We start from the raw sequence: 18,741 nt of genomic DNA, 5'->3' as shown, positions 1-18,741 counted from the left end.
TAAATAAATTCGAAATTGAACATCCGAATTCCGAAATCATTTTATTTGGCCTGCACCGCGCTATCGTTAATGTCGTAGTTAAACTTTTGTACCAGGCGGTAAATCTCTGCGCCGGCCAATAATACAGGGCCATAGCCGTGGGCAGCGTACACATTTACCGGGCGATAGTAGTAAAATGCCGGATCAAAGCCCATGCCTGTACCAACACAAGTACCTTCTACCTGTCCTTGTTTGTTCACTTTAGTGGCCACAGCGTTCCAGGCTAACAGCGCCATCGGGCCATAAGCTTTGGCGTCCAGATAACCTTTGTTTATAGCACGAGCTATACAGTAAGCATAAATAGCGGTGGCTGATGTTTCTAGGTATGAATCATTCTTATCCAGCAATTGGTGCCAAAAACCGGTTTTATCCTGGCGCTGAGCCAGTCCGGCAGCATGTTCACGTAAGATGCCTAACACATAGTCGCGGCCCGGATAATCTTGTGGTAATGCGTCAAGTAATTCAATCTTAGTCAACAGGCCCCAGCCGTTAGCACGCGCCCAGTGGAACTGTGGATGCGGTTCCATGCCTTCAACCCAACCGTGCATGTATAAACCGCGCTCATGGTTAAACATGCGGCCAGAGAACAATTTGTATTGTTTCAACGCTTCATCAAAATACTTGTGATCGCCGGTAAGCACACCCATTTGCGCCAGCGCAGGTAAGCTCATGTACAAATCATCCAGCCACAAAGTGTTTGGCAGCGGGCGGTTACGGGCCAGTGTACCATCTTTTAGGCGGTACTCTTTGTTCATAATGTAGTTGATATAATTATCAATCATCGGGCGCACGTCCCCTTTAACCTCACCGGTACGCACCGTCTTGATAATTGCGGCGGTCATTGCACCGGCATCGTCCAATGCTTTCGGGCGTAATACCGACTCTACCGGCGTATTCATAGACGGATCAGTCTTTAGTTTGGCTTTATATTGATTTACCACATCGTTAATAAAGCCAATGCGTTTTACACTGTAATCTGTAAATTTCTTGTCGCCAGTTGCGGCACCAGCCTCCAGCATACCGGTGTACGTAACTCCCCACTCATAACTAATCAGGCGGAAATCGCCGGGTTTAAAAATTGTATTGGCATCTGCCTTGGCAATTGCCACCGGAGCACCGGTGGTTTTATCTTGCAGTTGCATAAAGGTGTTTGCGTCCAGGTAGCCATATACACGATCAAGTACTGCTTTAATTTCCGCTGGCTTTGGTACCCCGTACGGGGTATCGTACGCAGGTTTCAACAGGTGTAATGGCGTGTTCGAGTCGTTACCCTTGGCCGTGGTGTACTGAGCCTTTGCAACAGGCGTAACCGCCTGCAGGCAAGCCGCAATGGAGCATGACAATAAAAACCGCAACGATTTGGGGCTTTTATCTAATTGTAAAGCTTTAAACATCAAAAATCAGGTTTAATAATTCGGTACCGGCTTTGCAACCGATGGTTCTTGTGGTTTGTAGTGGCTAAAATATGATTTTATGGGGTAGAGTGTATCCTGAAGTATCCTGATTTTTTTGGCGATAGCGCCCATAAAAAAAGCGGGATATTTTTCCCGCCTTTTTAAGTTTTCCACCAAGGATTCGAACCTCGACAGACAGAACCAGAATCTGTAGTGCTACCGTTACACCAGTGGAAAATACTTCCGTTTTTTGCTCTAACAGCGTTGTTTTCGCTTAAATCAGAGTGCAATTATACAAAGCTCAAGCCTTACTTGGAAATAAAAATGCAATTTCTGGAGGATATTTACACGCAGTTGATGTAAGCCGGTGAATATCAGATTAAAGCTTTTTGCGTAAAATGTTAGCTGATTGGGTACGTCCGACCCTCGATTGCCAGATCTGTATTGGGAAAAACATGTTGCGCCTCGTCCAACAGATCATTCAACGTTTTGTAACGGGCAGAAAAATGTCCGATCAGTAGTTCATGGGCACCAACTTTCACGGCTACATCACCGGCTTGCCAGGCGGTGGTGTGATGCGTTTCGCGGGCACGATCAAGCATATTGTGCAGGAAAGTGGCTTCGTGATAAAGCATATTTACGCCCTGGATCTGATTGAAATAACGCTCATCATACAGCGTATCTGAACAATAGGCGTATGATCTTGGCGCAGCAGAATCAGTAGTCAATTCATCGTTTTTATGTACTCTGCCTTTTGCATCGGTATAGTCCTCTCCTTTTTTAAGACGCGAATAAAACTCAATTGGGATGTGTAACTGCTCTACCTTTTCTTTCATCAGCTTACGCAGACGTTTTTTCTCTTTGAAGATAAAGCCCGTACAGGCAATGCGATGATTTAGCGGGATGGTTTCTACCGTTACATCATGGTTTTCCAGGATAACGGCAGGCTTTAAAGGATCAGTAAAGTAATATTCTATAGGATACTGCAGGTTGGTTTCAGAATACTTAAACTGTAATTCAATGATCTCTTTGAGCGGCTCTGGACAAAAGAGCTTGAGTGGATCTTTACGGCCGTTAAGGTGCAGAGACGATAGCAAACCAATGAGGCCCAGGTAATGATCGCCGTGCAGGTGGCTGATAAAAATATGATCTATACGACTGGCTTTTACCTCGTAACGCAACATCTGCTGCTGGGTGCCTTCGCCACAATCAATAAGGTACAGGCGCTCGTTTACATTTAGCGCCTGTGCTGTAGGGTTTCTGTTGAAAATAGGGGTAGCTGAACTGCTTCCCAGTATAGTTACCTCGAACTTCATATATCAGGTAAACAAACCTGGGGCTATTTTGCTTCTTTTTTCAGCTCTTTTTCTATTTCTTCCATAAAAATGAGGTCGATAGCCTCATCAACGGTTGGTACAATAGATAAAACTGTATCCAGCTGAGAGATGGTTACCAGACGCGATACTGCCTCATTAAGGCCAACTAAAATAAAAGAGCCTTCGGCGTTTTTACACAGGCGATGACCAACCAACAGGCTGCTCAGACCAGATGAATCAGCAAATTTAACCTGCGACAGATCCAGCACAATATTGCGCTGACCCTCTGCATTAATCAATATCAGTTCAGATTTTAGCTGGGGTGTTACCAATGAATTAATCTTTGACTCATTGAGCTTTACCAGCACATATTTCTCGTGTTTATCTACAGAAAATTTCATTGTTTACCTCTTGTGTGTGTATAAAACCAAATAATTGGAGTTCTAAAGATATAACTAAATTTAATACTAATACAAGTTATAAACGTTGCAATTCGTTATTTACGGCCTGTTCAACGCGATTTAATACATCACCTGGCTCAGCTTTTACAAATGGTTCGCCAATAATTTGCTCGTATAATTCTATGTATCGTTCAGATATTTCGTTGATCTTTTCAGGTGTCATTTCAGGAACTACTTGTCCGTCTTTACCCTGAAAATTATTTTCGATCAGCCATTTACGTACAAATTCTTTTGATAGCTGTTTCTGCGGTTCGCCTTTTTGCTGACGTTCTTCATAACCTTCGCTATAAAAATACCGTGATGAGTCTGGCGTGTGGATCTCGTCAATCAAGTAGATGGTATCGCCCACTTTGCCAAATTCATATTTGGTATCAACCAAAATCAGGCCACGTTTAGCCGCAATTTCTGTACCTCTTGCAAATATGGCTCGGGTGTAGGTTTCCAGTTGTTCGTAATCTTCTGGCGACACAATGCCGCGAGATAAAATTTCTTCTTTAGAAATATCTTCATCATGCCCTACCGCAGCTTTAGTGGTTGGGGTGATGATAGGCTCTGGCAGTTTATCGTTCTCTTTCAAACCCTCTGGCAAACTTACACCGCATACCTGACGTTTGCCAGCACTATATTCGCGCCACGCATGACCGGCCAGGTAACCACGAATCACCATCTCTACCTTAAAGGGCTCACAAATGCGACCGATAGTTACACTCGGGTCGGGTACACTTACTACCCAGTTAGGAACAATATCTTCTGTTGCTTTTAAAAAACGAGCAGCTATTTGGTTTAATACCTGTCCTTTATAAGGAATTGGCTCAGGTAAAACTACATCGAATGCAGAAATGCGATCGCTCACCACCATCACCAGATATTGGTTATTAACGGTATAAACGTCGCGTACTTTACCTTTATAAAAACTGGTTTGACCAGGGAAGTTAAAATGAGTTTCTTTTATTGCTTTTTGGATCATGGTTCATAGTTCATGGATCATAGTACAAAGAATGCTTATGATCCTTAAATTGAATTTCTTAGAGCGGTGATCATTTTCACCAAGATCTCATATTCATTATATAATATAGTAAACTGTTCTTGTGTTAGATAGTTTCTGCGCTTTGCTATAAAAAGACAACTAACCACCTCTACGGCTGATCGCAAAGAATAGTTTAAGAATACTTTAAATACTGCTTTGGTTTGTCCTGTAGAGCCTTCTGCAATATTCAAAACCACAGAATCAGCAGCTCTCTTCATTTGATTTACCAAAGCATATAGTTCGTCTTTAGGAAAGCCCTCGGCTGCAATATTGATCTGGTCGTTAAGCTCTAATGCCTTCTGCCAAACTTGTAGGTCTTCAAATCTAAAAGGCATCCGGTACTATGAACTATGAACCATCAACAATTAACTAATTACTGAATATCGCCGTAGGCTTCCAAAATACGTTTAACCAGCTTATGGCGTACCACGTCTTCACCGGTCAGATAAATAATATCGATGCCTTTAATGTCCGGTAAAATACGCAGAGCGGTATGCAAGCCTGATTGTTGTTTCTTAGGCAAGTCAATCTGGGTTACGTCGCCGGTTACAATGAATTTTGCCGTTGGGCCCATACGGGTCAGGAACATTTTCAGCTGCATATCGGTAGCGTTTTGCGCCTCGTCCAATATCACAAAACAGTTGTCCAGCGTACGGCCGCGCATAAAGGCCAATGGGGCAATCTCTATGGTGCGGTTTTCCAGGTAAACTTTCAGTTTATCAGCCGGAATCATATCGTCCAGCGCATCGTATAGCGGGCGCAGGTACGGATCGATCTTTTCTTTCAAGTCGCCCGGTAAGAAGCCCAGGTTCTCCCCTGCCTCCACTGCCGGACGCGTTAAGATGATACGCTTAATCTCTTTGTTTTTCAGCGCTCTTACGGCCAACGCAACCGCTGTATAAGTTTTACCGGTACCTGCAGGGCCAATAGCAAAAATGATATCGTTTTTGTTAATGCTGTCAACCATGCGGCGCTGGTTAGCCGTACGCGCTTTAACCATAATGCCGTTCGGGCCAAAAACGATTACCTCACCGTTGGATGATTTATCGCCAGACGCCGGTTCTGCCATTGTAGTTGCTGGTTGGATCTTGGCACCCAGAATGCGCTCAACATCAATGGTGTTAAGTGATTCAAACTTGTCTACATGATTTACTAACTGCTGAAATTTTTCGTTAAAGACCGTTAGTTCATGGTCTTCGCCCAGTACCTTCACATCGCTTCCGCGAGCCACTATTTTAAGCTTTGGATATTGCTTCTTAATGATCTCGAAATGGTCATTATTTGGCCCCCACAGCACTGCTGGGTCAATATGCTCGATTGATAATTTAAGTTCGTTCAACAGTTATAGAATTTTTAGTTACTGGTGTTTTATGCCCAAAAAATTGAATATTTGTAGCGCTAAACACTCGTACAAGATTAGCAATAAATATTTATAAAATTAATGGCAATAATAACATTAACTACAGACCTGGGCGACAAAGACATATATCAGGCCGCGCTGAAAGGCAGTATCCTGAGACTATTACCCACGGTTAACATAGTTGATATTACCCATGCCGTTTCTGCATTCAATATACAACAGGCTGCATTCATTTTAAAAAATAGTTTTTACTATTTTCCGGAGGATACCGTGCACCTTATCGGTATTGACACGGTGTATAACGAGCAAACCCGTTTTCTGGCCGTTAAGTACCGTAATCATTATTTTGTAGGTGCCGATAATGGTATTTTTTCATTGATGTTTACCGAAGAGCCGCAGGAAATGGTAGAACTAACCATTATGCAGGATCTGAAGTTTTTACACTTCCCGCTGGCTGATATTTTTGTTAAAGCTGCCTGTCATCTGGCTAAAGGAGGTGCGCTGAGCGAGATTGGCATCCCGGTAGAGAACATCGAGAAAAAAATGAACCTGCAGCCGGTGATCGAGAAGAACCTGATCAAAGGTGTAGTTATTTATATTGACTCATTCCAGAACGTCATTACCAATATAACCAAGGAGTTTTTTAACCGTATACAGCGCGGGCGTCGTTTTATTTTGTATTTTAAACGGAACGAAACGATTACCCACCTTAGCTGGCATTATAACGAGGTACCCGAAGGCGAAAAGCTCTGTCTGTTTGGCATTAGCGATCATTTAGAGATTGCCATAAACAAAGGGAACGCCAGCGGGTTATTAGGGTTAAATCTGGGCGACAGCGTGATTATTGATTTTCAATAGGAAAGTGAGTGGTGAGTAGTGAATTGTGAGTGGTCTATTTCAGACCCCACATCTTCATAGCTCCTTAACTTTCAACCCAAAGGGCCCTTTACCTTAAACTGAATATGAGAAAACTTGTTCTATTGTTAATGCTCTGCCTGTGTGCTGGTGCTGACTTCGCACAGCAACGCAATGCTGATTCTGTCGCCTACGAGGCTCAGCGCAAAAAAATAAACGATATGCTGGACGCCCGTCGTTCCAAATTTGGCCAATACTCAGAAAGCTTGAGCATGCATACCGGCATTTTCGGGTTTCAAACCAAGAAGGATATTCGCCACTCTGCCGATATCCTAATGGATATTGCGCAGACTGATGAAGAGATCTTCCGCCAGACTAAGATCCTGCTGGACTATCGTGCTTTTCAGCAAACTCAGGCGCAAACACAATCCTCTCAAACACAAACTACTAACCTGGCTTATATGAATACCATCAATAAGCTACGTAACGAGTTGGAAAAGGTAAAAACCGAAGCAGAAAATAATCGCCAGGCGCAAAATAAACACATGAATGTGCTGTACATTATTATTGCACTCATGCTGGTGTCAATTTTGATTGTGGCGCGAAGAAAACGTGATATAAAAATTTAGATTTGATTTCTGGTTCATGGTTCTTAGTTCATGGATCATAGTAAAAACAGATAAACGAAAAAGACTATACTATAATTTATAATCAGTGAGCATAGATGACTAACTATGACCTGTAATAGTCTAAGAACTACCGAATGAAACTAACTATACATGGCGCTGCACAGCAGGTTACCGGAAGTATGCACCTGCTCCAGGTTGGCCAATATAAAATACTGATTGACTGTGGCTTAGATTACGAGCGCGATACGCATCAGCAACAAAACGAAAGCTTTCCATTCAACCCGGCCGATATTGATGTGGTGATACTCACTCACGCGCATATCGATCACTCGGGCAACCTGCCTACCTTGCTCCGTTATGGTTATTCGGGTCAGATTTTATGTACTCCCCCTACCGCGGATTTGACGGAATTATTATTGCTTGACTCGGTAACACTTTTTATGAACAAGCTGGAGAAAGGGCGTCGTAACCGTAAAAGAGGTCGTTCCGGCAGCGGGCCCCAACCTTTGTATCTGCAAAAGCATGTGATGGATACCATGGAAGCCATGGTGACTATTGGCTATAATAAACCGTTCAGGCTGAACGGTGATATTGAGCTAACATTTGTGCCGGTAGGTCACCTACTGGGAGCCGCTGCCGCTGTTCTGAAAATCAATGAAAATGGCGTAGAGAAAACTATCGCTTTCACGGGCGATATTGGGCGGATGAACTACCCGGTATTGAATGACCCGCAGCCACTGCCTCCGGTAGACTATTTAGTTACTGAGTCTACTTATGGTGGTCGTCAGCACAGCAAAGGCCGCTCGGTGGAGGAAGTATTGGTAGAAGCCATCAAAGAAGCCTGCATCGACCAGCCTGGACGAATGATCATTCCGGCATTTAGCGTTGGCCGTACGCAGTCATTAGTATTCACGCTGAATAAGATCTTTAGCAAAGGTTTGTTGCCTGCTGTACCTGTTTTTGTAGATAGCCCAATGGCAACGCGTGCTACGCAGATCTACCGCAAACACCACAACCTGGTTAACGATGATGCTAAAGAGTTCTACAACCGACAGGGCGATGAATTTGAGTTTGAAAATCTCACCTACATCGAAACGCTGAAAGAGAGCAAGCAGATCAGTAATTATTTTGAGCCTTGCATCATTATTTCATCTGCAGGTATGCTGGAGGGCGGGCGTATACAAGATCACCTGTTCTATAATATCCAGAACTACTATTGTACTATCCTCTTTATAGGTTATAGCGCCAAAGGTACCTTGGGCCACCGCTTGCTACGCGGGGATTCCATCGTTCACATTAAAGACCGCGATCTGTCCGTTTATGCCACCATTAAACAAACTGATGTACTGAGTGCTCACGGTGATCATGACGATCTGCTTAATGTGGCTAGACAGCAGGACGCAGCACATATTAAAAACATCTTCCTGGTGCACGGCGAAGTATCGTCAATGAAAGCTTTATCTGATGCGTTGGTGGCAGAGCATTATCCTGTTGTTATTGCGGAGAAAGGTGTGACCTACGAGTTGTAAGCATTTGTTTAAAACATCTTGTCATTGCGAGCGGGTTTGTAGCTTGGACTGAGCGCGAAGCTATCTCGTCGCATGTCTATGTGTGCGACGGGATTGCTTCGTTCCTCGCAATGACAAATAAGAAATTATATCCAGTTCTTTTTGCCTTTTACAGATAGCCAATCCAACAAAAAAGACCGTCCTTTTTGGGGACGGTCTTGAAAACCAAAGTTTTACTTTAGAGTAATTGTGAGGGTGATTTATTGTTTAAAATGACTAATAATCAATCCAGCCAACTCTGTACCAATACGCTCCTGGGCTTCGCCGGTAGCGGCGCCGATGTGCGGAGTTAATGATACTTTAGGGTGTTTCAACAGGGCCTCCAGTGGAGTAGGCTCGTTATCAAACACGTCAAGACCGGCAAAGGCTACTTTACCGCTATCCAGCGCGTTGATCAGGGCCTGCTCGTCAATCAAACCACCACGAGAGCAGTTTACAATAGCTACGCCTTTTTTAACTTTTTCAAATTCTTCAGCACCTAAAATCGGTTTCTCAATGAAAGGTGTATGCAGTGTGATGAAATCAGCTTTAGCAATGATTTCTTCCAGGGTTGCAGTTTGTACGTTAACGTTTACTTTGGTGCCACCGCCGCCCAGTACAATCTCCACTTCAGGGTTGAAAGGGAAAAGGTCATAAGCCAGTACATCCATACCCAGGCCGATAGCAATTTTAGCTACCTCACGACCGATACGGCCAAAACCCAGGATACCGATGGTGCGGCCACGCAGTTCAATACCTTTAGCATATGCTTTTTTCAGGTCGTTGAATTTGGTGGTACCTTCAACCGGCATTCTGCGGTTGCTGTCATACAAGAAACGGATACCGGTAAACAGGTGCGCAAACACCAGCTCGGCAACAGACAGTGAAGATGAAGCCGGGGTATTGTAAACCGCCAAACCTTTTTCACGTGCATATTCAACGTCAATGTTATCCATACCAACACCGCCACGACCGATAACTTTCAGGTTAGGGCAAGCGTCAATCAATGCCTGGCGCACTTTAGTAGCGCTACGCACAGTGATCACATCATATTCGTTTAAACGGGCAGGCAACTCGTCCTGCGGTATATTTTTAGTATCTACAGTAAAACCAGCGGCTTCCAGCATTTGCTGGCCTACCGGATCAATACCATCGTTAGCAAGTATTTTCATCTTTAGTTTTTGGGTTGTCATTTGTTGTTTGCCATTGGTAATTATCCAGTCAATAGTCATTGCATATTTCTACTAATGACTATTGACCAACGTCCAATGACTATTTATTTTTCTCTGCAAACTCGCGCATTGCGTCAATCAGTACATATACGCTACTAATTGGCAGTGCGTTGTAGATTGAAGCTCTGAAACCGCCTGCACTGCGGTGACCTTTAATACCTACAATATCGCGCTCTTCGCAGAATTTCAGGAATGGTTTTTCGTGCTCTGGGTTTTCTACCAGGAAGCAAACGTTCATATGCGAACGATCTTCAGGAACGCAAACGCCTTTGAACAGCGGGTTGCGATCAATTTCTTCGTAAAGCACCTTAGCTTTTTGCTCGTTCTCTTTTTGGATAGCCTCTACGCCGCCTTTAGCTTTTAACCAACGAAGGGTTAACATAGAAACGTAGATAGCAAATACCGGAGGCGTGTTGTACATTGAACCACCTTCAACTTGTACCTGGTAGTTAAACATAGCAGGGATTTTGCGGTCAACTTTACCTAAAATCTCGTCTTTAACAATAACCAGCGTGGTACCTGCAGGGCCCATGTTTTTCTGAGCACCAGCGTAGATCAGGCCAAAATCAGCAACGTTGATTTTGCGGCTGAAGATGTCTGAAGACATATCACAAACAACCGGAACCGGCGATGCAGGGAACTCATGCAATTGCGTACCGTAAATGGTGTTGTTTGAAGTAAGGTGCAGATAAGCTGCATCTGCAGGTACGGTAAAATCTTTAGGGATATGAGTAAAGTTGCTTTCTTTAGCAGTAGCAATTACCTCTACATCGCCAAAAAACTTGGCTTCTTTAAGCGCTTTGTTGGCCCAAACACCGCTTTCAACATAAGCTGCTTTACCGCCTGTAGGCAACAGGTTATAAGGCACCATAGCAAATTGAGTGCTGGCACCGCCTTGTAAAAACAATACAGAATAGCCGGCCGGTACGCCCAGTTCTTCTTTCACCAGTTTAACGGCTTCATCAAGCACAGCTTCAAACTCTGGTGAGCGGTGCGATATTTCCAGAATAGACAAACCAATTCCGTTAAAATCTACCACTGCCTGAGCAGCTTGCTTTAATACTTCGTGGGGTAAGATGCCTGGCCCGGCACCAAAATTATGTTTCATGCTATAATTGATTAAATCGCGGCACTAAAACCGTGATAAGTAATTTTCGCCCCGAAGGTAAATAATTGCAATATAATATTGATTAAAAATTCAACAATTTATTGCCAATAAAATAGAAATGTTGAAAAAATAGTAAGCATTTCATAATATTTCGTTAAAAATGTCAATATTTCGATGCAATCAATAACAAGATGAGCGATTGTGTACTTTAACTTACCCGCAATAGCATACTATTAGTATCCTGTTAAGATACTTTTAAGTTTTGCATCACTTAGCGTTTGTTAACATTGGGGCCGTCCACTCTTCATTACCAAAATCGTATTTTTGCTCCATCATGGTCACCTCCCCTGTTGAACTTTACAAACAAGCCTATTCCGGACTATCACGCAACAGCTGGATCCTTTCGCTCGTTATGTTCATCAACCGCAGCGGTACCATGGTTATCCCATTTATGACGCTCTACTGCACGCAAATACTGCATTTTTCAGTAGGACAAGCCGGACTGATCCTTGGCATTTTCGGCTTGGGCTCTATCACAGGCGCATTTATTGGCGGTAAACTAACTGATAGATACGGGTTCTATGATATCCAGGTAGCAGCACTGATAGTTGGTGGACTGCTATTTATGCTATTAGGTTTTCAGCGAAGCTTTACCATGCTGGCCATCGTCTCCTTTATTTTGAGTCTTTGTAATGATGCGTTCAGGCCAGCCAACTCTACCGCTATTGCGTACCACAGCTCACCCGAGAATAAAACACGCTCTTATTCGCTTAATCGTTTGGCCGTTAACCTGGGCTGGGCCTTTGGTGGCGCAATTGGTGGTATGCTGGCCTCGTTCAACTATCATTTATTGTTTTGGGCCGATGGTTGCACCAACATACTGGCAGGCCTGGTATTATTGAAGCTTATGCCAAGATCCGTTATCAAGAGCAATCATGTTATTAAGGAACGTCCTACTGGTGGAGCCTCTGCTTATCACGATAAAGTTTATATAGCGTTTATCGTTTTGGCACTTTTATTTGCGGCCTGCTTTTTCCAGATGTTTACCATACAACCGCTGTTCTATAAATCTGAGTGGGGATTGAATGAACGTTTTATTGGGGTGCTGATGGCTGCAAACGGCGTTTTTATCGCCTTGTTTGAAATGGTGATAGTCCACAATCTGGAGGGCCGTCGCCATGGGTTAAAATATATTGCTACCGGTGTTACGCTGGCGGCCATTGCTTTTGGCCTGCTCAACTTTATGCCGGCCGCAAAACTTTCGGCTACCCTCATCATCCTACTGATCACGCTGGGCGAAATATTGGCCATGCCATTTATGAATGCATTTTGGATTGTCCGCACATCAGAGCATAACCGCGGACAATATGCCGCTATGTATTCCATGTGCTGGTCGGCTGCGCAGATCTTGGCGCCAACCATAGGCAGCCAGATTATTATCTGGGGACATTATTCTATGCTCTGGTGGGTAATGACGGTTTCTTGTACCGTTTCGGCAGTGGGATTTGTGGTGTTGTATAAATGGAAATTTGCGAGATAAAACAACACGCTGACGTCATTTCGATTGAAGGGAGAAATCTTGTAGACTTACATCTTTGCAACGTTGCCTATCGTAAGTACAAGATTCCTCCTCACGCCTTCACTTCAGCCCTTGCCATGTTCGTTCAGATTGACAAGGACTTTAAAATTGTTAGGCTTTTATCTCCATTTTCTCTGCAAAGTGAGCGCAGTAGTCTCTCAAATCCTCTACGATGTTCTTCTCGCCAGTTGCACGCAGAAAGGTATCGCCCAAGGTCATCAGGGTTTGGTGAAAGAAAACTTTCATTTCGTCTACCGGCATTTCTTTAGTCCAAAGGTCAATGCGCAGGGCTTGCTGGTAGTTATGATCCCACAGCGATAGCAGCATTGCTTTAACCTGCATTGCTTCTTTGTTCTGAGAGTCTGTACTCTCCCACATGATGGTTTCCGGAACGTTATTGTCGTCCAGCTCTACTGTTAGCTTTATTTCAGCTTTCTTCATTATTATCGTTTAACCAGTAAAAATATAATTGCGGCCAAAACTACAAAGCTCAGCTCAATCAGCCATAGCTTTTTAGTCTCCTGAAAGTAATTTCGCAGCATTAGGTCCAGCACAAAAACCACAAAGGCAAACAACAGCATTACCCAGGCAATAGCGTTGCCCAAATGTAATTGCTGGTAAGGCCCGCCTACCACAGCTGCGCCAAATATCCATATATAAACGGCCAGGAACAGAAAAACGGCCGTAGCCAGGTTTAAAGGTGTAACCCTTAGCTTCATTACTCAGATCTCTTAATGTTTCTTTTTATTCTTTTTAAATAACCCTTTGGTTTTTGTAGCAGCAACGCGTGGATTTCTTTTGGCTTTCTCTGCATCAAACTTTTTGCGTTGCGTGGCCGTTTTTTTCTCGTGGAAGGCACCTTTAAAATCAGGGTTCTCTTTCCGTTTCTGCAAGTCAATTTCACGAGCCTGATCCTGACGCTCTTCAAACGGCGTTTGCTCTACAAATACATTTTCAGGCAGCGGAGAAACTTGAATAGTTTGCCTGATCAATTTCTCAATCTTAGCTACATAATATTCTTCTGCCGGGTTACAAAACGTAATGGCCTCCCCTGCCTGCAATGCCCTGCCAGTTCTGCCTATCCTGTGCACGTAATCTTCAATCACCACCGGCACATCAAAATTAATTACGTGACTCACATTGCTCACGTCAATACCACGGGAAGCAACATCGGTAGCTACCAATATCTTAACCTCATCTTCCTTGAAGGAGTTGATGGAGTTGATACGCGTATTTTGACCTTTATTGGCATGGAGCACGCGTACATCTTTCTCGCCAAAGCGGCGCGACAGGTATTTGTATACGTCCTCTGCCGCGGTGCGGGTTTTACAGAAAACTATCAGCTTAGAGATATTTCCCTCCTCATCCAGCAGGTGCTTGAGCAGGTTGATCTTGGTTTTGATGTTGGGCACATGGTACAGTTGCTGTTTAACTGTTTGTGCCGGGGTAGCCTGTGGCGTAACCTCCACCACGGTTGGAAATTCCAGGAAATTGGCCGAGAGGTTATGCACCTTGTCAGACATGGTGGCCGAGAATAACAGATTTTGCCGTTTGCGCGGCACCACTTCCAGTATGCGATTGATTTGCGGCATGAAGCCCATATCCATCATCTTGTCGGCCTCATCCAGCACCAGAACCTGCAATGGCTTGGTTTGAATATGACCGGCCAGGTAGATATCCATAAAGCGACCGGGCGTAGCTACAATAATATCAACCCCTTTATTAATCTGCTCAATCTGAGTTTTAGGGCCGATGCCACCGTAAACCACCACCGTGCGCAGATCTGTATAAGCCGAATATTTGCGGATGTTCTCTTCAATCTGCATGGCCAGTTCACGTGTTGGCGAGAGGATCAGCGCCCGGGCATGTTCGCCTTGGGCATACTTCAGTTTCATCACCAACGGCAGCACATAAGCCGCAGTTTTTCCGGTACCGGTTTGGGCAATGCCCATTACATCCTGCCCATTCAATATGGGTGGGATAGCTTTTTGCTGTATGGGCGTGGGTTCGGTATAGCCAGAATCGGCAATGGCATTCAGTATTTGCCGGTTAAATTTAAAATCTTCAAATGAAGCCATTGGGCAAAGATAGGCTTTTAGTTGGAAAAGTCCGGAAGACCGGAAGTCAGAAAGTCCGAAAGTGGAAGGTATAGACATTAAAAGATTACTTTAAATAATTAATCTTTCGGACTTTCTGACTTCCGGTCTTCCGGACTAATTTTATATTTGCACCCATGTCCACCATCCTCATTAAATCAGCTACAGTAATTAATGAAAACCGCCGCTTTGCCGCCGATGTCCTAGTAAAAGACGGTCGCATTGAGCGCATTGATCAGCACATAGACGTAAAAGCCGACCGCGAGATCTATGCCGAAGGCCTTTATCTATTGCCAGGCTGCATTGACGATCAGGTGCACTTCCGTGAGCCGGGCTTAACGCATAAAGCCAATATTCATACAGAATCGCGCGCTGCTGTTGCCGGTGGTATCACTTCTTTTATGGAGATGCCGAACACGGTTCCCAATACGTTGACTAAAGCCCTGCTGGAAGATAAGTACGCCATTGCTGCTAATACTTCAGCGGCCAACTACTCGTTCTTCATGGGCGCCAGCAATGACAACCTGGACGAGGTATTACGCACCGATATCCGCAACGTTTGCGGCATTAAAGTATTCATGGGCTCATCAACCGGTAACATGCTGGTAGATAACCCAACCACACTTGAAAAGCTGTTCGCAGAATCGCCGATGCTGATTGCCACACACTGCGAGGATGAGGCAACCATCAAGCGTAATATGGCACATTATAAGGAGTTGCTGGGCGATAACATCACTATAGAATATCACCCGATTATTCGTAGTGAGGAGGCTTGCTATCTGTCGTCATCAATGGCAGTTGAGTTGGCTAAAAAGAACAATACCCGTTTGCACATCCTGCATATTTCTACCGAGAAAGAAACCCATTTATTTAATAATACCACGCCACTAAAAGATAAACGTATCACGGCAGAAGCCTGTGTACATCACCTATGGTTTAGCGATGCGGATTATGCTACCAAAGGCAACAATATTAAATGGAACCCGGCGGTAAAAACCGCCGCAGACCGTGATGGTATCTTAGCCGCTGTATTAGATGGCCGCATTGACGTAATTGCTACCGACCATGCGCCGCATACTATCGAGGAAAAATCTCAATCATACCTGCATGCACCCTCTGGCGGGCCGCTGGTGCAGCATGCCTTACCGGCTATGTTGGAGCTGAACCACCAAGGCAAAATCAGCCTGGAGCAAATTGCTGAGAAAATGGCGCATAATGTGGCTATCTGTTTCCAGATTGAAAAACGTGGTTTCATCCGCGAGGGTTACTGGGCTGATCTGGTATTGGTCGATTTAGATAAACCGAACAAAGTTCAGAAAGACAATATTTTATACAAATGCGGCTGGAGTCCGTTTGAGGGTGATACCTTCCACTCTGCCGTTACTCATACCATCGTTTCTGGCAAAGTGGTTTACGAGAATGGCCGTGTGGCCGACGATGCCAGCGGCATGCGCATGACGTTTGAAAGGTAGTTACTAACAACAATATATCCCATGAAAATTTTAGGTCTTGTTGGTGGTACCAGCTACATTTCTACTATAGATTATTACAAACATATTAATGCCGAGATTAACCGGCATTTAGGCGGATTGCAGTTTGCAGATTTGCGTCTCCACTCCTTTAATTATGCCGATATCAGCCGGCATAATGAGGCTGGCAACTGGGATGCAACCCTGGATCTGGTAACCGCAGCCTGCCAGGGTTTGCAGCAAGCCGGGGCTGAAGCTATTGTACTGTGCGCCAATACCACACACAAAGTTGCTGACGATCTGCAGAAGCGAATTTCGGTACCCATCATTCATATTGCCACAGTAACAGCGAAAGCCATACAACAGAAGAAATTGAAGAAGGTGGCCTTACTTGGTACGCGATTTACCATGGAGTTTGATTTCTTTAAGGATAAGCTAACCGAACACGGCATCGAAACCTTGATACCTAATGATGCCGACCGTGCTTATGTACATCAAACCATCAACGATGAATTAGCCAAGGGCGATATCAGGCCTAAAACCCGTGCAGCATATATCAACATCATCAATAAATTGATAGCTCAGGGTGCCCAGGGCGTTATTTTAGGTTGCACAGAGATCCCTCTGCTTATTAAACCCGGCGATGTGGATATACCGATGTTTGATACCATGCTGATTCATGCACAGGCCGCGGTAGAATTTGCTTTATCCTAATCCTTGCCTGGGTATTAATTAAGTAGAAACCGGCTCGGGCTGTGCTACATTCTTTAGAATCTCGTTAATCAAGGTCTGCACGCGTTCCCGCAAATCGTCCGGACTGACAATCTGCGCCCTATCGCCAAAGCTCAGGTACCAGCGGGCGAACATTTCGGTGCATTCAGTCAGAAAAGTCATTTCAATCGTTTCTTCGTTCTCCAGTTCGGCTATAAAACCATTGTAGTACTTTGCCTCGGTAAGCCATCGGGCTTCTTTTTTGTGCACGCGCAATACTACCTTGTAAAGTTTTTTTTCGCGGTTGGTAATCTGCGCCAGGTATTCTTTTAACGTAGGATGTTGTTGCTCAAAGCACTCATCGGTTACGCGCAGTTTTTTGATACGGTCTACCCTGAAATCTCGATAATCATTACGCAGGCGACAAAAAGCAATCATGTGCCAATATCCTTCAGAAAAGAAGATGCCTACCGGCTCCACTTTTCTGCTGGTTTGTTCCTGACTGTGCTGGGCAAAGTAATCAACCGCCAAAATATGCTTATTGGCTATGCCGTTCAGGATAGGCTGCAAGGCGTCCCTCCCTGCTTCTGGTGGCCGGCGGCGACGGGAGTTGAGCACCTCAATGTGCTGCTCCATATCCTCCAGCATATTCTTCTCGGTCGACCGCAGCACAGCTTTGATCTTGTACATAGCCGATTGATAATTATCTATCGTGCCTGTATCCGTAAGCTTTTCTACAATCTTTTCAGCGGTTAAAAAAGCAACAGCTTCCTCTTGGGTAAACATTACGGGCGGCAAACGGTAACCTTCCATAATGGAATATCCAACACCTGCCTCACCAATAATGGGTACACCGGCTTCAATCAATGTATTTACATCACGATAGACCGTGCGCAAACTAATATCAAAGCGCCCGGCAATATCAGCAGCCTTTACAATCCGGCGCGATTGCAGTTGGATCAAAATGGCAGAAATACGGTCGATGCGGTTCATAATGCTAAAATAATAAGCAATTATTAGAAACCGAAAGTTTTGATGATATGATTTAATTCCAAGCCGAAATTAGGAGTCTATTGATCTGATATAAAAGCTCTTATAGTTAAATAAGAACTTATTAGTTATATTTAAGTTATAACTTAAACTATTAACTAAATACTGACTACTATTTATGGTTTCGCTTGAGGTATGTGCTAATTCTGCAACATCGGCTATAGCCGCACAGGCAGGCGGCGCAATAAGGGTTGAGCTTTGCGATAATTTAAACCAGGGCGGCACCACTCCATCGCACGGACAAATTACCATTGCCCGCAGTGCGCTTCATATTAAACTTTATGTTTTGATCCGTCCGCGTCCCGGTGATTTTTTGTATACCAGGCAAGAGTATGACGTAATGCTGTCAGACGTGCGCCACGCCATAGAGCGCGGTTGTGACGGCATAGTGATTGGTATTTTAAATAAAGATGGTTCGGTAGATGCAGACCGATGCTCGCAAATAGTCAATATGGCCCGTCAGCATGGAGTGGGTACCACCTTTCACCGGGCCTTTGACATGTGTGCGGATCACGAAAAGTCTTTAGAGGATATTATCGGTGCAGGTTTTGAACGCGTGCTTACATCCGGCGGCAAAACTACAGCCATTGAAGGCGCGGCAGTAATTAAACATCTCATTACCCAGGCCAATGGCCGCATTAGTGTTATGCCGGGCGGCGGCATTAATGAAAGTAACGTGAGCGATCTGATTCGTTTTACCGGCACCTCAGAGATACATGCCTCCTTACGCAGCCTTACTTATAGCCAAATGGAATTTCAAAATGACCATATTTTAATGGGCGCTAACCATTTTAATGATGAATATGTGAACGATATAACTGATGAAAAACGTGTACGCGAATTGCTCAGGCTTGCTAATCCAGTATAA

19 protein-coding genes are annotated in these 18,741 nt (G+C 44.3%); 7 read left to right on the top strand and 12 right to left on the bottom strand.

What is annotated here, in order from left to right:
• Positions 1 to 41 precede the first annotated feature (41 nt).
• The 6 genes from ABZR88_RS09280 to ABZR88_RS09255 all read right to left on the bottom strand — a co-directional run bounded on the left by ABZR88_RS09280 (position 42) and on the right by ABZR88_RS09255 (position 5,576).
• Complete coding sequence (locus ABZR88_RS09280; RefSeq protein WP_107828699.1) at positions 42 to 1,433, bottom strand: glycoside hydrolase family 105 protein; 1,392 nt, start codon at positions 1,431 to 1,433, stop codon at positions 42 to 44.
• A 401-nt stretch (positions 1,434 to 1,834) separates the two neighbouring features.
• Positions 1,835 to 2,749: a ribonuclease Z gene (locus tag ABZR88_RS09275; protein ID WP_107828698.1), complete on the bottom strand. Its 915-nt coding sequence runs from the start codon at positions 2,747 to 2,749 to the stop codon at positions 1,835 to 1,837.
• 23 nt (positions 2,750 to 2,772) lie between these two features.
• The gene (locus ABZR88_RS09270; RefSeq protein WP_107828697.1) at positions 2,773 to 3,150 is read right to left on the bottom strand and encodes an STAS domain-containing protein; all 378 of its coding nucleotides are present in this window, start codon (positions 3,148 to 3,150) and stop codon (positions 2,773 to 2,775) included.
• A 76-nt stretch (positions 3,151 to 3,226) separates the two neighbouring features.
• Positions 3,227 to 4,177, bottom strand: a complete 951-nt coding sequence (locus ABZR88_RS09265) for a phosphoribosylaminoimidazolesuccinocarboxamide synthase (RefSeq protein WP_107828696.1) — start codon at positions 4,175 to 4,177, stop codon at positions 3,227 to 3,229.
• Between the two features lie 44 nt (positions 4,178 to 4,221).
• Positions 4,222 to 4,572 (bottom strand): four helix bundle protein, encoded by a 351-nt coding sequence (locus tag ABZR88_RS09260; RefSeq protein ID WP_107828695.1) that lies wholly within the window; start codon positions 4,570 to 4,572, stop codon positions 4,222 to 4,224.
• A gap of 38 nt (positions 4,573 to 4,610) precedes the next feature.
• A complete protein-coding gene (locus ABZR88_RS09255) occupies positions 4,611 to 5,576 on the bottom strand; it encodes a PhoH family protein (RefSeq protein ID WP_107828694.1) in 966 nt (321 codons plus the stop codon).
• A gap of 102 nt (positions 5,577 to 5,678) precedes the next feature.
• Here ABZR88_RS09255 and ABZR88_RS09250 point away from each other — a divergent pair, with 102 nt between their 5' ends.
• From ABZR88_RS09250 to ABZR88_RS09240, 3 genes are all read left to right on the top strand, one after another.
• Positions 5,679 to 6,455 carry an S-adenosyl-l-methionine hydroxide adenosyltransferase family protein gene (locus ABZR88_RS09250; RefSeq protein WP_107828693.1) on the top strand — a complete coding sequence of 259 codons (777 nt, stop codon included), beginning with the start codon at positions 5,679 to 5,681 and terminating at the stop codon, positions 6,453 to 6,455.
• Positions 6,456 to 6,559: 104 nt separating this feature from the next.
• Positions 6,560 to 7,081 (top strand): hypothetical protein, encoded by a 522-nt coding sequence (locus ABZR88_RS09245; RefSeq protein ID WP_245917043.1) that lies wholly within the window; start codon positions 6,560 to 6,562, stop codon positions 7,079 to 7,081.
• 134 nt (positions 7,082 to 7,215) lie between these two features.
• Entirely contained in the window at positions 7,216 to 8,610 is a 1,395-nt protein-coding gene (locus ABZR88_RS09240; protein WP_107828691.1) for an MBL fold metallo-hydrolase, read from the top strand.
• A 239-nt stretch (positions 8,611 to 8,849) separates the two neighbouring features.
• Here the strand turns inward: ABZR88_RS09240 and ABZR88_RS09235 are convergent, their stop codons facing one another.
• Both ABZR88_RS09235 and serC read right to left on the bottom strand, forming a co-directional pair.
• A complete protein-coding gene (locus ABZR88_RS09235; protein ID WP_107828998.1) occupies positions 8,850 to 9,800 on the bottom strand; it encodes a D-2-hydroxyacid dehydrogenase in 951 nt (316 codons plus the stop codon).
• A 100-nt stretch (positions 9,801 to 9,900) separates the two neighbouring features.
• Entirely contained in the window at positions 9,901 to 10,968 is a 1,068-nt protein-coding gene (serC, locus tag ABZR88_RS09230) for a 3-phosphoserine/phosphohydroxythreonine transaminase (protein ID WP_107828690.1), read from the bottom strand.
• Positions 10,969 to 11,302: 334 nt separating this feature from the next.
• Between serC and ABZR88_RS09225 the strand changes: the two genes are divergently transcribed.
• On the top strand, positions 11,303 to 12,508 hold the full coding sequence (locus ABZR88_RS09225; RefSeq protein WP_107828689.1) for an MFS transporter: 1,206 nt from the start codon (positions 11,303 to 11,305) through the stop codon (positions 12,506 to 12,508).
• Between the two features lie 150 nt (positions 12,509 to 12,658).
• Here ABZR88_RS09225 and gldC read toward each other — a convergent pair whose 3' ends face one another.
• From gldC to ABZR88_RS09210, 3 genes are read right to left on the bottom strand one after another with little or no spacing between them, the layout of a single operon-like run.
• Positions 12,659 to 12,988: a gliding motility protein GldC gene (gene gldC, locus ABZR88_RS09220; RefSeq protein ID WP_107828688.1), complete on the bottom strand. Its 330-nt coding sequence runs from the start codon at positions 12,986 to 12,988 to the stop codon at positions 12,659 to 12,661.
• Between the two features lie 2 nt (positions 12,989 to 12,990).
• Positions 12,991 to 13,266, bottom strand: a complete 276-nt coding sequence (locus tag ABZR88_RS09215; protein ID WP_107828687.1) for a hypothetical protein — start codon at positions 13,264 to 13,266, stop codon at positions 12,991 to 12,993.
• 12 nt (positions 13,267 to 13,278) lie between these two features.
• Positions 13,279 to 14,625 carry a DEAD/DEAH box helicase gene (locus tag ABZR88_RS09210; RefSeq protein WP_107828686.1) on the bottom strand — a complete coding sequence of 449 codons (1,347 nt, stop codon included), beginning with the start codon at positions 14,623 to 14,625 and terminating at the stop codon, positions 13,279 to 13,281.
• 155 nt (positions 14,626 to 14,780) lie between these two features.
• Here ABZR88_RS09210 and ABZR88_RS09205 point away from each other — a divergent pair, with 155 nt between their 5' ends.
• Both ABZR88_RS09205 and ABZR88_RS09200 read left to right on the top strand, forming a co-directional pair.
• The gene (locus tag ABZR88_RS09205) at positions 14,781 to 16,115 is read left to right on the top strand and encodes a dihydroorotase (protein WP_107828685.1); all 1,335 of its coding nucleotides are present in this window, start codon (positions 14,781 to 14,783) and stop codon (positions 16,113 to 16,115) included.
• 21 nt (positions 16,116 to 16,136) lie between these two features.
• Positions 16,137 to 16,826, top strand: coding sequence for an aspartate/glutamate racemase family protein (locus ABZR88_RS09200; RefSeq protein WP_107828684.1), 690 nt, complete (start codon positions 16,137 to 16,139; stop codon positions 16,824 to 16,826).
• Between the two features lie 18 nt (positions 16,827 to 16,844).
• Here the strand turns inward: ABZR88_RS09200 and ABZR88_RS09195 are convergent, their stop codons facing one another.
• Complete coding sequence (locus ABZR88_RS09195) at positions 16,845 to 17,816, bottom strand: YafY family protein (protein ID WP_107828683.1); 972 nt, start codon at positions 17,814 to 17,816, stop codon at positions 16,845 to 16,847.
• Between the two features lie 175 nt (positions 17,817 to 17,991).
• On the opposite strand from ABZR88_RS09195, the gene ABZR88_RS09190 reads away from it, so the two are divergent.
• Positions 17,992 to 18,741 carry a copper homeostasis protein CutC gene (locus ABZR88_RS09190; RefSeq protein ID WP_107828682.1) on the top strand — a complete coding sequence of 250 codons (750 nt, stop codon included), beginning with the start codon at positions 17,992 to 17,994 and terminating at the stop codon, positions 18,739 to 18,741.

This window comes from Mucilaginibacter yixingensis, from assembly GCF_041080815.1.
GTDB lineage: Bacteria > Bacteroidota > Bacteroidia > Sphingobacteriales > Sphingobacteriaceae > Mucilaginibacter > Mucilaginibacter yixingensis.
The sequence above is the reverse complement of the archived record's forward strand: the minus strand, read 5'-3'. Positions and strand labels throughout refer to the sequence as shown.